Here is a 16018-nt window from a genome sequence, read left to right as displayed (position 1 = left end):
AGCGCGCGCAAGCCCCCTTGCGCGCGCTTTTTTACGCCTGAGACATCGACACACTCGGTTACGCGGCGTTGGCAATTGGCAACATCTGCACGCCCCAATTTGGGGCGCCGGGACCCCACTCAAAGCTTCGGAGCCACCTCAGCTTGTCAGTGCAAAACATTGATGCTATGGTGCTTTTTACATATTTTCACGCGCCGGGGCGGGGATCAGACCATGAGAACAAAAGCACCGCTCGTCCGAGCCGCAAAAAATCCTAATCAGTTGTTGGCAAACATGCATCGTTGGAAATTTTCTGTCCTGGCGGCCGCGGCCGTGGCTTGCGCTGGTTTCTACACCAGCGACGCGTCTGCGCTGGCACTGGGCCGCATCACCGTGCAGTCTGCCCTGGGCGAGCCGCTGCGCGCTGAAATCGACCTGCCACAGATCACTCCTGCCGAAGCGGACTCGCTGCGTGCCACGACGGCCACGCCTGAGGTCTTCCGTGCCCAGGGCATGGAATACACGCAGACCATGAACAACCTGCAGATTCAACTGCAGCGCCGCGCCGACGGCACCGCCGTGTTGCGCCTGTCAAGCGACCGGCCTGTGAACGAACCCTTCCTGGACTTGGTGCTGGATGCCAACTGGGGCTCAGGCCGCATCGTTCGCAGCTACACCATGCTGTTTGACCCGCCAAGCATGCGCCGCGCAGCGCCTGCCGTCACAGCAGCGCCCCAAATTTCTGCACCGGTGGCGCCCCAGGTCCCTGCGACGCGCCCCGCAGCCACAGCCCGTGCCAGCGAGGCAACTGCCGCTGCACCCGCACCCCGTGCGGCAGCCCCACGCCCCGCCCCCGCAGATGGCGTGACGGTACAGGCCGGCGATACCGCCGGCCGCATCGCGAACGCGTACAAGCCTGCAGGCGTTTCGCTCGACCAGATGCTGGTCGCCATGATGCGTACCAACCCGGACGCATTCATCCAGGGCAACGTCAACCGCCTGAGGGCAGGTGCCGTGCTGCAAATGCCCGACCAGGCCGCAGCGCAATCCACTTCAGCCCCCGAAGCACGTCAGATTCTGGCCGCACAGGCCCGTGACTTCAACGACTTCCGCCGCAAACTCGCGGGTGCGGCCCCTTCGACCGAAGTGGCAGCTGCCCAGCGCTCCGCCTCTGGCACCGTACAGACGCGCGTAGAAGACAAAAAACCCGCGACTGCAGCGCCCGACAAGCTCACCCTGTCCAAGGGGGCCGTCAAAGGCCAGAAGGCAGCCGAAGAGCAAGTCGCCAAGGACAAACAGGCCAGCGAAGCCGCCACGCGGATGGCAGAGTTGTCCAAGAACATCACCGACCTCAACAAGCTGAGCGCAGCCTCTGCAGCCGCCGGAAGCAGCCCTGCGCCCGCCGCAGCGGGTGCAGCCAGCGCACCTGCGGGGGTGGCCGTGCAGGCCCCAGTCGTCCCGGCAACACCGACCGCGCCGCCGGCGCCCGAAGCCCCGGCATCCGCCCCCGCTGCGGCCGCCAGCACCCCGCCAGACACCGCAGTGGCAGCAGAAGCGGCTGCCTCGGCACCCGCCACGGAGGCCTCTGCACCCGCACCGGCCCCCAAACCAGCGCCCACACCCAAACCTGCTCCGGCCCCGGTCGAGGAGCCCGGTTTCCTGTCCACCCTTATGGACGACCCACTGTTGCCTATTGGCGGCGGCATCCTGGTGGCGGGTCTGCTCGGATTTGGCGCTTACCGCCTGGTCCAGCGCCGTCGACAGAACGGTGGGGTGGACAGCTCCTTCCTGGAAAGTCGCATTCAACCCGACTCGTTTTTTGGTGCCAGCGGCGGCCAGCGTGTAGACACGGCCAACAGCGACATGACCACCGGCTCGTCCATGGCCTATTCACCCAGCCAACTGGACGCCGGCGGTGACGTGGACCCCGTGGCCGAAGCCGACGTTTATCTGGCCTACGGCCGCGATCTCCAGGCCGAAGAAATCCTGAAAGAAGCCGTGCGCCACAACCCGGGCCGCGTCTCAGTGCACGTCAAGCTGGGTGAAATCTACGCCAAGCGCCAGGACCGCAAAGCCCTTGAGGCCGTCGCTGGCGAAGTATTCAAGCTGACCCAGGGCGAAGGGCCTGACTGGAACCGCATTGCCGAACTCGGGCGTGACCTGGAGCCCGAAAACCGCCTGTACCAACCTGGCGGCCGCCCTGGAATGGCCGAGGATGAATCGCCTTCCGTGCCACCGGGCGGGTTCCCCAGCACCTTCACTGGTGCAGGCAGCCCTGCCGCAGCCCTGCCACCAGACTTGGACCTCGACCTGGATCTGGACCTGCCCGATGACGCGCTGACGGACGCCCCCCCCGCTGCAGCCGGTGGTTTTGCTGCGGCTGCTGCGGCTGCTGCGGCCAACAACCGCAGTGAAGCCAGCGAACCACAGACGCTACGCCCCGAGTTGGATCTGCCCAGCATCCCCGACGAGCCCACGGCCGCGTGGAGCAGTCAGGAAACCGCTCCGAGTCCCATGATGGCGCCGCCTCCAGTGGCCAATTTGGACTTCCCCAGCAGCGACGACCTGACCATGGCGCCGTCCGGCCCCATGCCTCTCCATGGCGAACCCCAAGACTCCGGCCCTATGGAGTTTGATCTGGGCGACCTGTCGCTGGACCTGAACGCCCCCTCCAAGCCCATGGCAGCTCCCGCCGCCAAGGCCCCGGCGGCTCCCGCACCGGAATTCACCGACGATGGATCGGCCGCAGCGCAGGACGACCCGCTGGCCACCAAGCTTGCGCTGGCCGAAGAGTTCAACGCCATCGGGGACACCGACGGCGCTCGTACGCTGATTGAAGAGGTGGTGGCAGAGTCCAGCGGCGCCCTCAAGACCCGCGCCCAGCGCATGCTGGCCGAACTGGGCTGATGCCGCTCGGCCCCTCCGCTGATTTAACCCCCAGCACGTCCCCAGGCCGCCCCGTGACCCGGGTGGCGCTGGGTGTCAGCTATAACGGCCAGGCCTACAGTGGCTGGCAGAGCCAGCTTTCTGGCAATACCGTGCAGGACAAACTCGAAGCGGCCCTGGGCCGCTTTGCTACGCATCCGGTCAGCACCCTTTGCGCAGGCCGTACCGATGCGGGTGTGCACGGCCTGATGCAGGTGGTGCACTTTGACACCCCGCTGGACCGGCCCGCGGCGTCCTGGGTCCGGGGTACCAACACCTTCCTGCCCTCCGACATCGCGGTGCAATGGGCTCAGGCCGTCCCAGGCAACTTTCATGCGCGTGCCAGCGCCGTGGCCCGGCGCTATGCCTACGTGCTTCTGCAATCGCCGGTGCGGCCCAGCGTGGATGCCGGGCGGGTGGGCTGGGTGTTTCACCCGTTAGACCATGACGCCATGCGGCAGGCGGCCGACTACCTGATCGGCGAGCATGATTTCACCTCGTTTCGCGCGTCCGCCTGCCAGGCCAAGACCCCGGTCAAGACCTTGCAACGCATCGACATCGTGCGACGGGGGGCGGACACACCGCACCCCGAACTGGGCTGGAGCCCCTGTTACTGGCGTTTTGAATTCGAAGCCAACGCCTTCTTGCACCACATGATCCGCAACATCATGGGCTGCCTGATCACCATCGGCCAGGGCACGCAGCCTCCCGAATGGATGGCCGAGGTGCTGGCAGCCCGGTCCCGCAAGGTGGCTGCGCCGACATTCTCGCCAGACGGGTTGTACTTTCAAGGGCCCGTCTACGACGCCGCCTGGGGGCTACCCCAGCGCACGGCTGCGTATGATTGGCTTCCATGAACCAGGCCACTACACCGACCACAACGGCCCCCGCCGTCAGTCAACGCCTCCACGCCCCTTTCCAGGCGTCTGCCAACGTACGCACCCGCATCAAGATCTGCGGGCTGACCCGCGAGGAAGACGTGGATGCAGCTGTGGCTGCGGGCGCCGATGCGGTGGGTTTTGTACTCTACGCCCCCAGCCCACGGTCGGTCACCCCCCAGCGGGCCGCGCAGTTGGCACGGCGCCTGCCGCCGTTTGTCACGCCCGTGCTGCTGTTCGTGAACGAATCCACTCCTAATGTGATAGCAGCCAGTGCAATGATTGCTGGCGCTACAGTGCAATTCCATGGTGATGAGACGCCACAGGACTGCATGGCGGCCACCCACCAGGGGGCACGCCCCTACCTGCGAGCCGCCCGAATTCCCCTCGGTGATGGAGCGGCGCAGTTTGACCTCGTAAAATACACCCACGATTACTCTCACGCCCAAGCCATCCTGCTCGACGCCCATGTCGAAGGTTTTGGCGGCAGCGGCAAGGCATTCAATTGGTCACTCCTTCCACCAAGCGTCAGCTCTCACCTCGTTTTGTCTGGTGGACTCACGCCTGCAAACGTGACCGATGGCATTTTGCAAGTCCGCCCGCGGGGTCTCTCGCTGGCGGTTGATGTCAGTTCCGGCGTCGAAACCGATGGTCCTGATGGCAAACCCGTCAAGGGCATCAAGGACGCCGTGAAGATCCAACGCTTCGTTGCCGCCGTGCGTGCGGCCGATGCACAACTTGCAAAGAACCCCCATGAATTCCTATCAGCAACCTGATGCTTCCGGTCATTTCGGCCCGTATGGCGGCAGCTTCGTCAGCGAAACCCTGACCCACGCCATCCAGGAGCTGCGCGAGGCTTACGCGCGCTACCAGAACGACCCTGAATTTCTGGCTGAATTCCATTACGAACTCAAGCATTTCGTCGGTCGCCCCTCCCCCATCTACCATGCAGCGCGCACCAGCCGCGAGATGGGCGGCGCACAGATCTATCTCAAGCGCGAAGACCTGAACCACACAGGCGCGCACAAGATCAACAACGTGATCGGCCAAGCCATGCTGGCCAAACGCATGGGCAAGCCCCGCGTGATTGCCGAAACGGGTGCGGGCCAGCACGGCGTGGCCACTGCCACTATCTGCGCGCGCTACGGACTCGAATGCGTTGTTTACATGGGTGCCGAAGACGTGAAGCGCCAAAGCCCCAACGTGTACCGCATGAAACTGCTGGGCGCTACGGTGGTGCCCGTGGAGTCTGGCAGCAAGACCTTGAAGGACGCCCTGAACGACGCCATGCGCGACTGGGTGGCGAATGTGGACAACACCTTCTACATCATCGGCACGGTGGCGGGCCCGCACCCTTACCCCATGATGGTGCGCGACTTCCAGAGCGTGATCGGCAAGGAATGCATCGAGCAGATGCCTGCCATGCTGGCCGAGCAAAAGGTGCTGGGCGACCAGCCCGATGCGGTTATCGCGTGCGTGGGTGGTGGCAGCAATGCCATGGGTATCTTTCACCCATACATCCCTTTCGAGAAAACGCGCCTCATCGGCGTGGAGGCAGCGGGCGAAGGCCTGGAGTCGGGCAAACACTCGGCGTCGCTGCAAAAGGGCAGCGCGGGTGTGCTGCACGGCAACCGCACCTTCATCCTGCAGGATGACAACGGCCAGATCACCGAAACCCATAGCATCAGCGCAGGCCTGGACTACCCCGGCGTGGGCCCGGAGCACGCTTGGCTGCAGGAAATCGGCCGCGCCGAATACGTCGGCATCACCGACCAGGAAGCGCTGGACGCCTTCCACTACCTGTGCCGCACCGAGGGCATCATCCCCGCACTCGAATCCAGTCACGCCGTGGCCTACGCCATGAAGCTGGCCAAAACCATGCGCCCAGACCAGTCGATCCTGGTCAACCTCTCGGGCCGGGGCGACAAGGACATTGGTACTGTGGCCGATCTCAGTGGCGCCGACTTTTACTGCCGACCCAGCTGCCAGGGGCAGTCCGTCAAGGGCGGCGAGCAACCCATCAAGTTGGTGAAATAAATGAGCCGTATCGCATCCACCTTTTCTGCCCTGCAAGCCCAGGGCCGCAAGGCGCTGATTCCTTATGTGACCGCCGGTTTCCCGTTCGCCGACATCACCCCCGCGCTCATGCACGGCATGGTCGAGGCCGGTGCCGACGTGATCGAGCTGGGCGTGCCCTTTTCCGACCCCATGGCCGATGGCCCGGTGATCCAGAAGGCGGGTGAAAAAGCCCTCAGCCTGGGCATTGGCATGGTGCAGGTGCTCGACCATGTGCGTGAGTTCCGCAAGCGCAACAGCACCACGCCAGTGGTGTTGATGGGCTATGCCAACCCTGTGGAACGCTACGACCAGAAGCACGGCGAAGGTGCGTTTGTGCGCGACTCTGCCGCTGCGGGCGTGGACGGCGTGCTCATCGTGGACTACCCACCCGAAGAATGCGAAGCCTTTGCCGCCAGCCTGCGCGCGCACGGCATGGACCTGATCTTCCTGCTGGCCCCCACCAGCACGGATGAACGCATGGCCCAGGTGGCGCGTGTGGCCAGCGGCTATGTGTACTACGTATCGCTCAAGGGCGTGACCGGCTCAGGCGCGCTGGACACGGCGGCCGTGGAGCAGATGCTGCCCCGTATTCGCCAGCACGTGACCATCCCGGTGGGTGTGGGCTTCGGCATCCGCGACGCCGCCACCGCCCAGGCCATCGGCAAGGTGGCCGATGCCGTGGTCATCGGCAGCCGCATCATCCAGTTGATTGAAGACCAGGAGCACGCCAAGGTGGTGCCCCTGACCATCGACTTCCTGCGCGGCATCCGCAAGGCCCTGGACGCCTAGTCGCATAATGCAGCCCGGCGCATCCTGCGGGGTGCGCCGACAGATTCACACCCGGCCTGCCCCGCAAACGCCTACGGGCTTTGTAGCAGGTCGCGCCACTGAAGAGGAGAACACCATGTCCTGGCTCGAAAAACTTCTACCCGCCAAAATCCAGCAAACCGACCCCACCGAGCGCCGTCAGGTGCCCGAAGGCCTGTGGATCAAGTGCCCGAGCTGCGAAACGGTGCTCTACAAGGCCGACCTGGAGCACAACCAGAATGTGTGCCCCCACTGCAGCCACCACCACCGCATCGGTGCGCGCGCCCGACTGGACGCATTTCTGGATGCTGAAGGCCGCTACGAAATCGGCCAGGAAGTGCTGCCCGTAGACGCGCTCAAGTTCAAGGACAGCCGCAAGTACCCCGAGCGCCTGAAGGAAGCCCTGGAGAATACCGGCGAGACCGACGCCCTCATCGTGATGGGCGGCGCGGTCAAGAGCATCAACGTCGTCGCCGCCTGCTTCGAGTTCGACTTCATGGGCGGCTCCATGGGCTCCGTAGTGGGCGAGCGATTTGTGCGTGGCGTGGAAACCGCCATCGAGCAAAAGGTACCCTTCATCTGCTTTACCGCCACCGGCGGCGCCCGCATGCAGGAAGGCCTGCTGTCGCTCATGCAGATGGCCAAGACCAACGCAGCGCTGACCCGCTTGGCCAAGAAGGGCCTGCCCTACATCAGTGTGCTGACCGACCCCACCATGGGTGGCGTGAGCGCAGGTTTTGCCTTTGTGGGCGACATCGTGATTGCCGAGCCCAAGGCGCTGATCGGCTTTGCTGGCCCGCGCGTGATCGAATCCACCGTGCGTGTGACCCTGCCCGAGGGCTTCCAGCGTGCAGAGTTCCTGCAAACCAAGGGCGCGGTGGACTTCATCTGCGACCGCCGCGAACTGCGCAACACCGTGGCCAGCAGTTTGGCCATGCTGCAACGACTGCCTGCTGACGCGGTGATGTAAATACCCGGTCCCCGAAAAGGTGACTGAGTGAGGCCTCACCACGCCATTGCTATATTTTCAATAGCAAACAGAGCATATTTGGCTAGCGCATCGGGCCTTTGGGATGCTTAACGCATCACACTGGCCTGCAAATGACCCAGAACAATCATCACAACCTGCAGCACCACCAGCGCCACCAATGGCGACAGGTCGAAGCCGCCCACCAGCGGAATGACGCGCCGAAAAGGACGCAACACAGGTTCACACAGGCGCGCGATCACATCCGCCAGCGGTGAACGGCCACCCTGTACCCAGGACAGGACGGCATAGACAATCAGCAGGCCGATCAGCCCCGAGACCGCCACGCGCAGCAGCCCGAACAAGGCCAACCAGGGCAACCACGCCCATGCCGATCCCGCACCGAGCAGCAACGTCAACAACGCGTACTGCACCAGCTGCACCAGCATCGCAGCCACCAGACTGGACACATCCCAACGCCCCGCAGGGGGGATCACCCGTCGCAGCGGCATGATCAGCCAATCGGTCAACGCAAACACCAACCCACCGACCGGGTTGGAGAACGGCACCCGCTGCCACTGCATGTACAGCCGCAAAAGGCAGGCTCCGGTTAGCAAGCCGCCAACAACATCGAGCAGGAAAGAGGCGATCTGATAGAGCATGGATGAGACAAAAACAGTGGTGTGCAGCAAAAGCCGACGGTGTCATGGGATGATAGCGGGCGAAGGCATCCACGCGCCCATGACCCCACCCCTCACCTTGTCGTCCCTGCCGCTTTTCCCCCTGGGCTCTGTCTTGTTCCCGGACGGAGTGCTGGCTCTGAGGGTGTTTGAGGTGCGCTACCTGGACATGGTGCGCAAGTGCCACCGGACAGGCGCCCCCTTCGGTGTGGTTGCACTCACCCAAGGCCAGGAAGTGCGCCAAGCCGGAGCGCCAGAAGAACGCTTCAACGACATCGGTACCCTGGCCATCATCGAGCAATTGGAGACACCCCAGCCCGGACTGGTCACCCTGTTATGCCGTGGTAGCCAGCGTTTTCGCATCACTCAACGCCACCACCTGCAGCACGGCCTTTGGATTGCTGACGTCGATCACGTCGAACAGGATCTGACAGTACCGGTTCCAGACGATCTCAAAAAGGCGTCAACTGCATTGGGACAGGTCTTGCACACGCTGCAGGTGCGCGACCCAGACATGCCCCACTTGGTCACCCCCACTGCAGCACAACTGAACGATTGCGGCTGGGTGGCAAACCGATGGTGCGAACTGCTGCCAGTGCCACTTGAGCTGAAACAGCGGTTGATGGAGCTGGACAACCCCCTGGTCCGCCTGGAACTGGTGGGGGATGTGCTGGAGCGGACGGGGATCGCGCAGTAGCGCGAGAGACACAGGCGGCAGCCTGAGTCAACGGACTGTGTATTCAGGTACCAGACTCTGGAGCCAGGCACGCAGCGACGAAGCTGCTGGGGCAACCCCTAAACTCTCAATATCGCTGCAGACCGTCTCAGGGTTCAGGCGGCCCGGTGAGCTGGTTTTGGCCACGTGCAGTTTGGGATGTGGTGTCGGAATAGTGGTTTCGCCATTGGCAAGAAGCTCTTCGTAGAGTTTCTCTCCGGGTCTGAGCCCTGTGAACACCACAGGAATTTCCTGCTCGTTTTTGCCAGACAACCGTATCAATATCTTCGCGAGATCAAGGATTTTGACGGGCTCCCCCATATCCAGCACAAAAATCTGCCCTGATTGCCCCATCAAACCAGCCTGCAGAACCAGTTGGGCAGCTTCCGGAATCGTCATGAAGTAACGAACAATGTCCGGATGCGTGACTGTTACAGGACCGCCACGCGCGATCTGCGCAGAAAACAGCGGAACAACCGAGCCACTGGAACCCAACACATTTCCAAAACGCACGGCCACAAAACGCGTGCTTTCGCATTCGCCAGCCACCGACTGCATGACCAGTTCAGCGAGCCGTTTACTCGCACCCATGACATTGGTCGGGTTGACCGCTTTATCGGTGGATATCAGCACAAAACGCGTAGCTCCGACAGCGCCAGCGACGCGAGCAGCATTCAAGGTTCCCAACACATTGGTGCGCAGGGCTTCCACCTCGTTCAAAGACTCCATCAAGGGAACATGCTTGTAGGCGGCAGCATGAAATACCACCGTTGGTCGGTGGAGCTGAGCGATGGCAAGCAATCGCTCATATTCTCGGACGTTGGCGGTGTAGTAAAGCCCTTGCATTTGGGGATGAGCCCTGAGTAGCTCTTGCTCCAGTTGGTAGATGGCGTATTCGGACACGTCAACACACACAAGCCGCGCAACACCAAAGCGCGCAATCTGGCGGCACAATTCAGACCCAATCGAACCTCCTGCACCGGTGACCAGCACCGTCTCTCCGGCAATGAGATCAGACAGGCCCTTTTCATCCAGCGCCACAGGCGCTCTACCCAGCAAGTCCTCCAGCTCGATACGCCTAGGTTGACCATCTTCAGCGCGCAGCCATTCGTCTGGCCGCGGCATTGTCAAAAGGGGCAGACTCGCTTCGCTAGCACCCATGAGCACTTCTCGCCGGGCATCAGACCCTGTGGCCAAGACCACAAGGGCGGCTACCGCTTGGGTGCGCGCAGCGATATGGGAGAGGTCGCCCAAACCTCCCAGCACACTCAGTCCCTGCAGGCTGCGGCCTTTTTCGGCGGCGATGGGACTTACGATACCCACCGGCGACCACAGCCGCGTCCCGCGCAACGCAGGCAGTGCTGCTGCTGCGTCTTGAACCGAACCCACCAGCAGCAAGGGCTTGCCGGTAGGTGCACTTTGCCCACGGTTGACCAGCAACAGTCGGGCGCTGATGCGGGCACCGCCCAAAAGCAGCAACACCAACATGGGATGCAACAGCAGCACCGAGCGCGGGAAAGACCCGACTCGCAGCATCAGCACTGCAGACGCAGACAACAAACCGGCGAACACCACGCCATATACAAGGCGCGTGAGTTCGGCCACGCTGGTATAGCGCCAGATGTGGCGGTACACCCCCCATACCAGCAGACTCGTACCAAACCCGAGCAACGGCCATGGCAGGGTGTCAACCATCATGGCCTGGAATTCATCGGGTGTCTCGAGGTTGAAGCGGAGCCAAAACGCAAGCCACCAGCCAAGTGCAACCAGTGCCAAGTCGATCGGCAGCTGCAGCCAACGGTTGCTCATAGGCTGCACACCGCTCACGGGCATATCGGTTGCGTGACACAGGGTAGCACGGCGCTCACGAGTCCTGGCCTTCACCTAGCAGCGACCATGCCATGGGGGTGCCGGCCTTCACATCTTGTCCGATGGACAAACCCAATAGGCTGCCCAGATGCTTGGGCGCGAGACCGAATCCGGGCCGCACACAGCGCAGGTTTTCAGAGGTGAGCACCTCACCGGCCTGCAAGTCCTTGGCGATGTAGAGCGATCGGCGAAAAGCAAGTGACCTCATCTCGGCTGCTGTAGGGCCGTAGCTCACTTGCCCCAGTGCCTGCCAAGCACGCTCAGTCTCTTCACGCAACTGACGCAGCTCCTGAGGCTCCATCGAGAAAGAAGAATCTACACCACCGTCGGCGCGGTGCAGAGTAAAGTGCTTTTCGATCACCGTTGCGCGTAAAGCTGTAGCCGCCACCGCCACGCCGCAACCCAGGGTGTGATCCGACAGACCAACTTCGCAGCCGAACAGAGTGCGCATGTGCGGGATGGTCGCAATATTGGTGTTGTCGGCACTCGCCGGGTAAGTGCTGGTGCACTTGAGCAGCACAATGTCACGGCAACCGGCGTCGCGCGCAGCGCGCACGGCCTCATCGATCTCGCCCGCCGTGGCCATGCCGGTGGACATGATTATGGGCTTGCCGGTAGCCGCCACGCGGCGGATCAGCGGCAGGTCGGTGTTCTCGAACGAGGCAATCTTGTATGCCGGCACATTCAGCGATTCAAGAAAGTCTACCGAACTGAAATCGAACGGTGTGCTGAAGCAATGCACGCCGTGCCGGGCAGCGCGCTCCATGATTGGCGCGTGCCATTCCCAAGGGGTATGGGCTTCCGCATACAGCTCGTACAACTGGCGCCCCGCCCATAGACTTTTGGGGTCGTCAATCGTGAAGCCGGGCATGCGCAGGTTCAGCGTCATGGTATCGGCGGTGTAGGTCTGCAGCTTGATGGCATCAGCACCGTGCGCGGCGGCGGCATCCACGATGGCCAGCGCGCGTTCCAGCGACTGGTTGTGGTTGCCAGACATTTCCGCGATGAGATAGGGGCGCTGGCAGAGGCCTATGGTGCGATCGAGGATTTTCATGATTCGGTGTATTCCGAGGCAGGCAATGGGCCAACCAATTTCCGGTATCGCAAAGCCCCCCAATGGTATCCAGCAACCTGAAACAGGCGTTGTGATGCGGTGTTGCCAGGCAGGACCTGTGCCTCCAAGGTGAAGCCGCCGGGGTGCAACGCAAGCAGCGCCTGTTCACCGGCCGCCAGCAGTCGCTGCCCCAGGCCCAGGCCTTGCAGGTCTGGGTCGGTATAGAGCGAAACCTCAACATGTCCGCTGTCGAGCCAGTCGAAACGGATGCTGCCCACGGGCAATTGGCCGATCTGGGCAACGAACAACCAGCGCGCAGGGTTCTCCAACACGGCGTGCAGCCAGCGCTGGTGCGCGTCAAAGGCGATTGTGTCCTGGGAGACCGACACCACGCGCACAGAGAGGTGGTTACGCCACGCATGCAACTGCGAGGCGTCGTCGGGGGTGGCGGGGCGCAGTTGCAGATGGTCGCGCAGAAGCATCAGAGCCACGCGCTGGGCGCCACGGCCATCAACCAGTGCTGCCGCACGCTCAGAAAGCACAAGCCGTGCAGTGGGATCCGCGATAAGTTCACGCAGCACGCCCGGCAGGGTCGCTTCATCGGCGGAACGCACCGCGCCCAGTTCGGCCAGACCAGCCACCACAGCCGATTGGTTGGCCGCCATGACCAAGGCGACGGTGGGGGCACCGACACAGCAACGCTCCCAGGTCGCCCCACCACCAGCGCCGATCTGCAGGTCATGGCGTGCGAAGAAGGCCGAGAGATCGGATTGATCTACTGTCAACATGACGCTGGAGTCCGCGGCACAAACCTCACGCAGCGCGTCCAGGCGTGGATTGGCCGAAGTGGACACAACCTCGATGAGTCCGACAAAACCTGCTGCCCTGCAGGCATCCAACACGCGGGCCGACACGCCCTCCGGGTCAGTTCCTCCCATGAAGATACCAAGGCTGCTCACCTTGGGCTGGTAGGCGTAGCGCAACCCACTCCGGTATGCGGGTGAGAGCAAAGCGTAACGTGGACCAGCCAACCAGCGCGACTCGCACGCCAGCCGACCCGCGTATTTGGCACGGTGGTCGGGCGCCCAGTTGGGGTCCAGCAAGACATCGGCACTTATTGCACGGTCTGCGGTGTCATCAATCACTAACAGGCGGCAGCCGAGGGATGTACGAACAGTCTCGTGCCAGCGCGCATCAAAGGCATAGTGGTCTACCACAATCCAGTCGGGTTGCTTGCTTCGCAGGGCGTTCGCGGTGTCCTCGGCGTCCTGAAACCACGAAACACGTGCCCATGCAGCATGTGGCGTGGCGGTTGTATCGGTCGAAGTGTCGCCACTGGGTGCAGGCAACCAGTGCAAACAGCAAGGCGTTTCACGCGACAACACCTGCGCCGCTACTGCGTCCAGAGCGCGCGTTACCAGTATGACCTGAGCACCTTGTTCTAGGAGCGCGTGCGTCAATGACAGGCAACGCGTTAGGTGACCGGTGCCCATGTTCGCAGATGCATCTACGCGAATCGCCACAAGCGTCATGTCAGGTCAACGCTTTTCCATCAAGAACCAAGTGATGTCGTCCTGCGGAAAGCTGGGGTCGCGGCGGTAGGCAAAGCCGTAATCCACTAGTTGCAATTGCGGGTGGCGATCCATGATCTCGCCCGCAAAGTCGCGCTTGAACAGACGGTCGTCGTGGCCACGATAGGGAATGGCCACCGGCACCGGGTTGTAGTACTCAGCTACCAGAAGATAGCGACCGCAGGCGGCGAACAGCTTGTCGTACACCTGGGGGAGCACCTCCTGGTTGATGTGGATTAGCACACCTTTGACAAGGGTCAGGTCCCATTGGCGCATAGGCACGAAGTCCAAGATAGACGTGTTATAGACTTTTGCCGACGGGAGGACCTCGCCCAGTTGGTTCGCGGCCGCGGCGTTGATCTCTATGGCGTAGGCGTCAATGCCAGGGTGCAGCAGCTTAAGTGCCCTGAGGTTCATGCCGATGTTCGCGCCGAATTCGATACAGCTGCGAAAGCCGCTGGCCTGACGCAGGGCCTTGCCGAAGAAATCGAGGTTGGAGGCGAGCAGCGCATCGCCCTGGTTGCGCTGGATGTACTCGGTGCCGAAATCGCCGGCCCAGAAGGCTTCCTGCTCAGTCTTGAAGGTCATGGGTTTTTCTTGACGGTCTGGGTTTCGTTCGCAGGCTTCTGCATGATGTGCTGGTTGAGCGCGATCCAGTCGGGGTGCTGGTCCAACAGTGTCAACACGTCGGCCTGATTGAAATAGGGCTTGGTCGGCATCAAGTGGTCGAACAAACGACTGACGAGCGCATAGTCCTCGGGGGTATCCACAGTCCAGCGATGCTGGCTCAGGTCCACAGGGCTGGCAACATTGCACAGGCGGTAACGCTCGGGGCGCCAGTAGAGAAATGGCGTGACGTGCTCACGCTCGGCCGCTTGGGTGGCTTCTTCATGGGCCTGAGCCAGCACAGCCTCGCTAAACACCTCCACAGCCATGCCGTATGGCCAGGTTGGCGGCAGCATATTGGAGACGTAGTCGCCGCAGCCCTCTTCATAGGCGTTGATCACCCGGTCGATCAACGCGGGGTCGATCAGCGGACAATCGGAGGTGACGCGCACAACCGTGTCGGCGCCGTGCAGTCGTGCAGCGTCGGCATAACGGGAAAGCACGTCGTGTTCGAGCCCCCGATGGCAGGAAACGCCCAGCTGCGCGCACAGCCCAGCGATCGGATCGTCGGTCACGTTGGTGGTGCTGGCAACGACGATACCGTCGGCGCGCTGCACTCGACGCAGCCGCTCGACTAGCCGCGTGAGCATAGGTTCGCTAGCCAAGGGCAGCAGCACCTTGCCCGGCAGTCGGGTCGAGGTCATGCGCGCCTGGACGATGATCAGTGTGGTCATGCCTGCAAGGCCGCTGTCAGCGCCGCCACCACACGGTCCTGTTGAACATCTGTCAGGGATGGGTAAAGCGGGATTGAAAGGGCTTGTACAGCATAGGCCTCGGCGGCCGGGAACTGGCCAGGCTGAAAGCCCAGGCCGCGATAGTACGGCTGCAGCGGAATCGGTTCGTAGTGCACATTGACACCGATGCCAGCCTCGCGCATACGAGTGAACACGGTGGCGCGGTCGGCCACGCCAAGGCCCGGCAGCAGCTCCACCACGTAGAGGTGCCAGGACGAATGGGCAGTCGAGCCCGGGCCGGGCACGCGGGCCGGCCGCCGCAGGGGCAGCTTAGCCAGCAATTGGTCGTAGCGTTCGGCCAGACGTTCGCGGGCGGCTTGGAAGCTGTCGATGCGCTGTAGCTGCGAGTGGCCCAGGGCGGCCTGGATGTCCGTCATCCGATAGTTGAAGCCCAGGCTGTGCTGTTCGTAGTGCCAAGCACCCGTTTCAGGGTGATCCATCTCACACACCTCACGCGTGATGCCGTGCGACCGAAGCAGCTGTAGACTGCGCGCCAGCGCAGCGTCCTGCGTGGTCACCATGCCGCCTTCACCGGTGGTCACGATCTTGACCGGATGGAAGCTGAACACGCTGGCGTCGGCATATGCGCTCCCAATAGGCTGGCCGTTGTAAAGGGCGCCCACAGAGTGGGACGCATCTTCCAGGACCTTGAAACCGTAACGGTCCGCCAACGCTCGCATGGGCACGAGGTCGCAGGGCAAGCCGCCGAAATGTACCGGAATCACTATGGCGGGCAGGCGGCCGTCGCGTTCGGCCTGTTCCAGTCTCACAGCCAAGCCCGCCACACTCATGTTCCGGGTGACGGGGTCGATGTCCACGAAGTCCACATCTGCACCGCAGTACAGCGCGCTATTGGCCGAGGCAACGAAGGTATTCGGGCTGGTCCACACGGTCTTACCTGGACCTGCACCTAGAGCAAGGCAGGCGATGTGCAAGCCGGCGGTGGCGTTGGACACGGCCACCGCGTGAGCTACACAGTGCCGCTGCGCGAAAGCCTGCTCAAACCTTGGCACAGCTGGGCCCTGGGTCAACCAACCCGAGGTCAGAGCCTCGCGCACTGCTGCCAAGTCGTCTTCATTGATCGACTGTGTGGCGTAGGGGATGAAGTCCATGAC

At 62.7% G+C, this 16018-nt stretch carries 14 protein-coding genes; 7 read left to right on the top strand and 7 right to left on the bottom strand.

Going from position 1 to position 16018, the window contains the following annotated elements; genetic code table 11:
* Positions 1–273: 273 nt before the first annotated feature.
* The 6 genes from ASD75_RS20475 (at position 274) to accD (ending at position 7617) form a co-directional block, all read left to right on the top strand.
* Positions 274–2886, top strand: coding sequence for a FimV/HubP family polar landmark protein (locus ASD75_RS20475; protein WP_056747637.1), 2613 nt, complete (start codon positions 274–276; stop codon positions 2884–2886).
* Positions 2886–3761 carry a tRNA pseudouridine(38-40) synthase TruA gene (truA, locus tag ASD75_RS20470; RefSeq protein ID WP_200947626.1) on the top strand — a complete coding sequence of 292 codons (876 nt, stop codon included), beginning with the start codon at positions 2886–2888 and terminating at the stop codon, positions 3759–3761. Before ASD75_RS20475 ends, truA begins: the two co-directional genes overlap by 1 nt.
* Positions 3758–4558: a phosphoribosylanthranilate isomerase gene (locus ASD75_RS23525; RefSeq protein ID WP_082565109.1), complete on the top strand. Its 801-nt coding sequence runs from the start codon at positions 3758–3760 to the stop codon at positions 4556–4558. The genes truA and ASD75_RS23525 overlap by 4 nt, the downstream gene beginning before the upstream one ends.
* Complete coding sequence (gene trpB, locus ASD75_RS20460; RefSeq protein ID WP_056747633.1) at positions 4536–5819, top strand: tryptophan synthase subunit beta; 1284 nt, start codon at positions 4536–4538, stop codon at positions 5817–5819. Before ASD75_RS23525 ends, trpB begins: the two co-directional genes overlap by 23 nt.
* Positions 5820–6629: a tryptophan synthase subunit alpha gene (gene trpA, locus ASD75_RS20455; protein WP_056747631.1), complete on the top strand. Its 810-nt coding sequence runs from the start codon at positions 5820–5822 to the stop codon at positions 6627–6629. It begins immediately after the preceding gene.
* A 115-nt stretch (positions 6630–6744) separates the two neighbouring features.
* Positions 6745–7617 (top strand): acetyl-CoA carboxylase, carboxyltransferase subunit beta, encoded by an 873-nt coding sequence (gene accD, locus ASD75_RS20450; RefSeq protein ID WP_015013229.1) that lies wholly within the window; start codon positions 6745–6747, stop codon positions 7615–7617.
* Positions 7618–7724: 107 nt separating this feature from the next.
* Here accD and ASD75_RS20445 read toward each other — a convergent pair whose 3' ends face one another.
* Positions 7725–8276, bottom strand: a complete 552-nt coding sequence (locus ASD75_RS20445; RefSeq protein WP_056747768.1) for a YggT family protein — start codon at positions 8274–8276, stop codon at positions 7725–7727.
* 79 nt (positions 8277–8355) lie between these two features.
* Between ASD75_RS20445 and ASD75_RS20440 the strand changes: the two genes are divergently transcribed.
* On the top strand, positions 8356–8991 hold the full coding sequence (locus tag ASD75_RS20440; protein WP_056747767.1) for an LON peptidase substrate-binding domain-containing protein: 636 nt from the start codon (positions 8356–8358) through the stop codon (positions 8989–8991).
* A 27-nt stretch (positions 8992–9018) separates the two neighbouring features.
* Here ASD75_RS20440 and ASD75_RS20435 read toward each other — a convergent pair whose 3' ends face one another.
* From ASD75_RS20435 to pseC, 6 genes are read right to left on the bottom strand one after another with little or no spacing between them, the layout of a single operon-like run.
* On the bottom strand, positions 9019–10818 hold the full coding sequence (locus tag ASD75_RS20435) for a nucleoside-diphosphate sugar epimerase/dehydratase (protein ID WP_056747764.1): 1800 nt from the start codon (positions 10816–10818) through the stop codon (positions 9019–9021).
* 55 nt (positions 10819–10873) lie between these two features.
* Positions 10874–11932, bottom strand: a complete 1059-nt coding sequence (gene pseI / locus ASD75_RS20430; protein ID WP_056747630.1) for a pseudaminic acid synthase — start codon at positions 11930–11932, stop codon at positions 10874–10876.
* Positions 11929–13464, bottom strand: a complete 1536-nt coding sequence (pseG, locus tag ASD75_RS23520; RefSeq protein ID WP_082565108.1) for a UDP-2,4-diacetamido-2,4,6-trideoxy-beta-L-altropyranose hydrolase — start codon at positions 13462–13464, stop codon at positions 11929–11931. The genes pseI and pseG overlap by 4 nt, the downstream gene beginning before the upstream one ends.
* Positions 13465–13470: 6 nt before the next feature.
* Positions 13471–14091 (bottom strand): pseudaminic acid biosynthesis-associated methylase, encoded by a 621-nt coding sequence (locus ASD75_RS20420; RefSeq protein WP_056747628.1) that lies wholly within the window; start codon positions 14089–14091, stop codon positions 13471–13473.
* Complete coding sequence (locus ASD75_RS20415; protein ID WP_056747627.1) at positions 14088–14843, bottom strand: cytidylyltransferase domain-containing protein; 756 nt, start codon at positions 14841–14843, stop codon at positions 14088–14090. The genes ASD75_RS20420 and ASD75_RS20415 overlap by 4 nt, the downstream gene beginning before the upstream one ends.
* A complete protein-coding gene (gene pseC, locus ASD75_RS20410; protein ID WP_056747626.1) occupies positions 14840–16015 on the bottom strand; it encodes a UDP-4-amino-4,6-dideoxy-N-acetyl-beta-L-altrosamine transaminase in 1176 nt (391 codons plus the stop codon). Before pseC ends, ASD75_RS20415 begins: the two co-directional genes overlap by 4 nt.
* Positions 16016–16018 lie beyond the last annotated feature (3 nt).

Origin of the sequence: Acidovorax sp. Root568, assembly GCF_001427445.1 — a bacterium.
GTDB lineage: Bacteria > Pseudomonadota > Gammaproteobacteria > Burkholderiales > Burkholderiaceae_C > Acidovorax > Acidovorax delafieldii.
The sequence above is the reverse complement of the archived record's forward strand: the minus strand, read 5'-3'. Positions and strand labels throughout refer to the sequence as shown.

Excerpts from the sequence above, each read along its gene's own strand:
- ASD75_RS20445 (WP_056747768.1), bottom strand. The coding sequence starts at position 8,276 with ATGCTCTATCAGATCGCCTCTTTCCTGCTCGATGTTGTTGGCGGCTTG.
- truA (WP_200947626.1), top strand. The coding sequence starts at position 2,886 with ATGCCGCTCGGCCCCTCCGCTGATTTAACCCCCAGCACGTCCCCAGGC.
- ASD75_RS20440 (WP_056747767.1), top strand. The coding sequence starts at position 8,356 with ATGACCCCACCCCTCACCTTGTCGTCCCTGCCGCTTTTCCCCCTGGGC.
- pseI (WP_056747630.1), bottom strand. The coding sequence starts at position 11,932 with ATGAAAATCCTCGATCGCACCATAGGCCTCTGCCAGCGCCCCTATCTC.
- trpA (WP_056747631.1), top strand. The coding sequence starts at position 5,820 with ATGAGCCGTATCGCATCCACCTTTTCTGCCCTGCAAGCCCAGGGCCGC.
- trpB (WP_056747633.1), top strand. The coding sequence starts at position 4,536 with ATGAATTCCTATCAGCAACCTGATGCTTCCGGTCATTTCGGCCCGTAT.
- ASD75_RS23525 (WP_082565109.1), top strand. The coding sequence starts at position 3,758 with ATGAACCAGGCCACTACACCGACCACAACGGCCCCCGCCGTCAGTCAA.
- ASD75_RS20415 (WP_056747627.1), bottom strand. The coding sequence starts at position 14,843 with ATGACCACACTGATCATCGTCCAGGCGCGCATGACCTCGACCCGACTG.
- pseG (WP_082565108.1), bottom strand. The coding sequence starts at position 13,464 with ATGACGCTTGTGGCGATTCGCGTAGATGCATCTGCGAACATGGGCACC.
- ASD75_RS20435 (WP_056747764.1), bottom strand. The coding sequence starts at position 10,818 with ATGAGCAACCGTTGGCTGCAGCTGCCGATCGACTTGGCACTGGTTGCA.
- accD (WP_015013229.1), top strand. The coding sequence starts at position 6,745 with ATGTCCTGGCTCGAAAAACTTCTACCCGCCAAAATCCAGCAAACCGAC.
- pseC (WP_056747626.1), bottom strand. The coding sequence starts at position 16,015 with ATGGACTTCATCCCCTACGCCACACAGTCGATCAATGAAGACGACTTG.
- ASD75_RS20475 (WP_056747637.1), top strand. The coding sequence starts at position 274 with ATGCATCGTTGGAAATTTTCTGTCCTGGCGGCCGCGGCCGTGGCTTGC.
- ASD75_RS20420 (WP_056747628.1), bottom strand. The coding sequence starts at position 14,091 with ATGACCTTCAAGACTGAGCAGGAAGCCTTCTGGGCCGGCGATTTCGGC.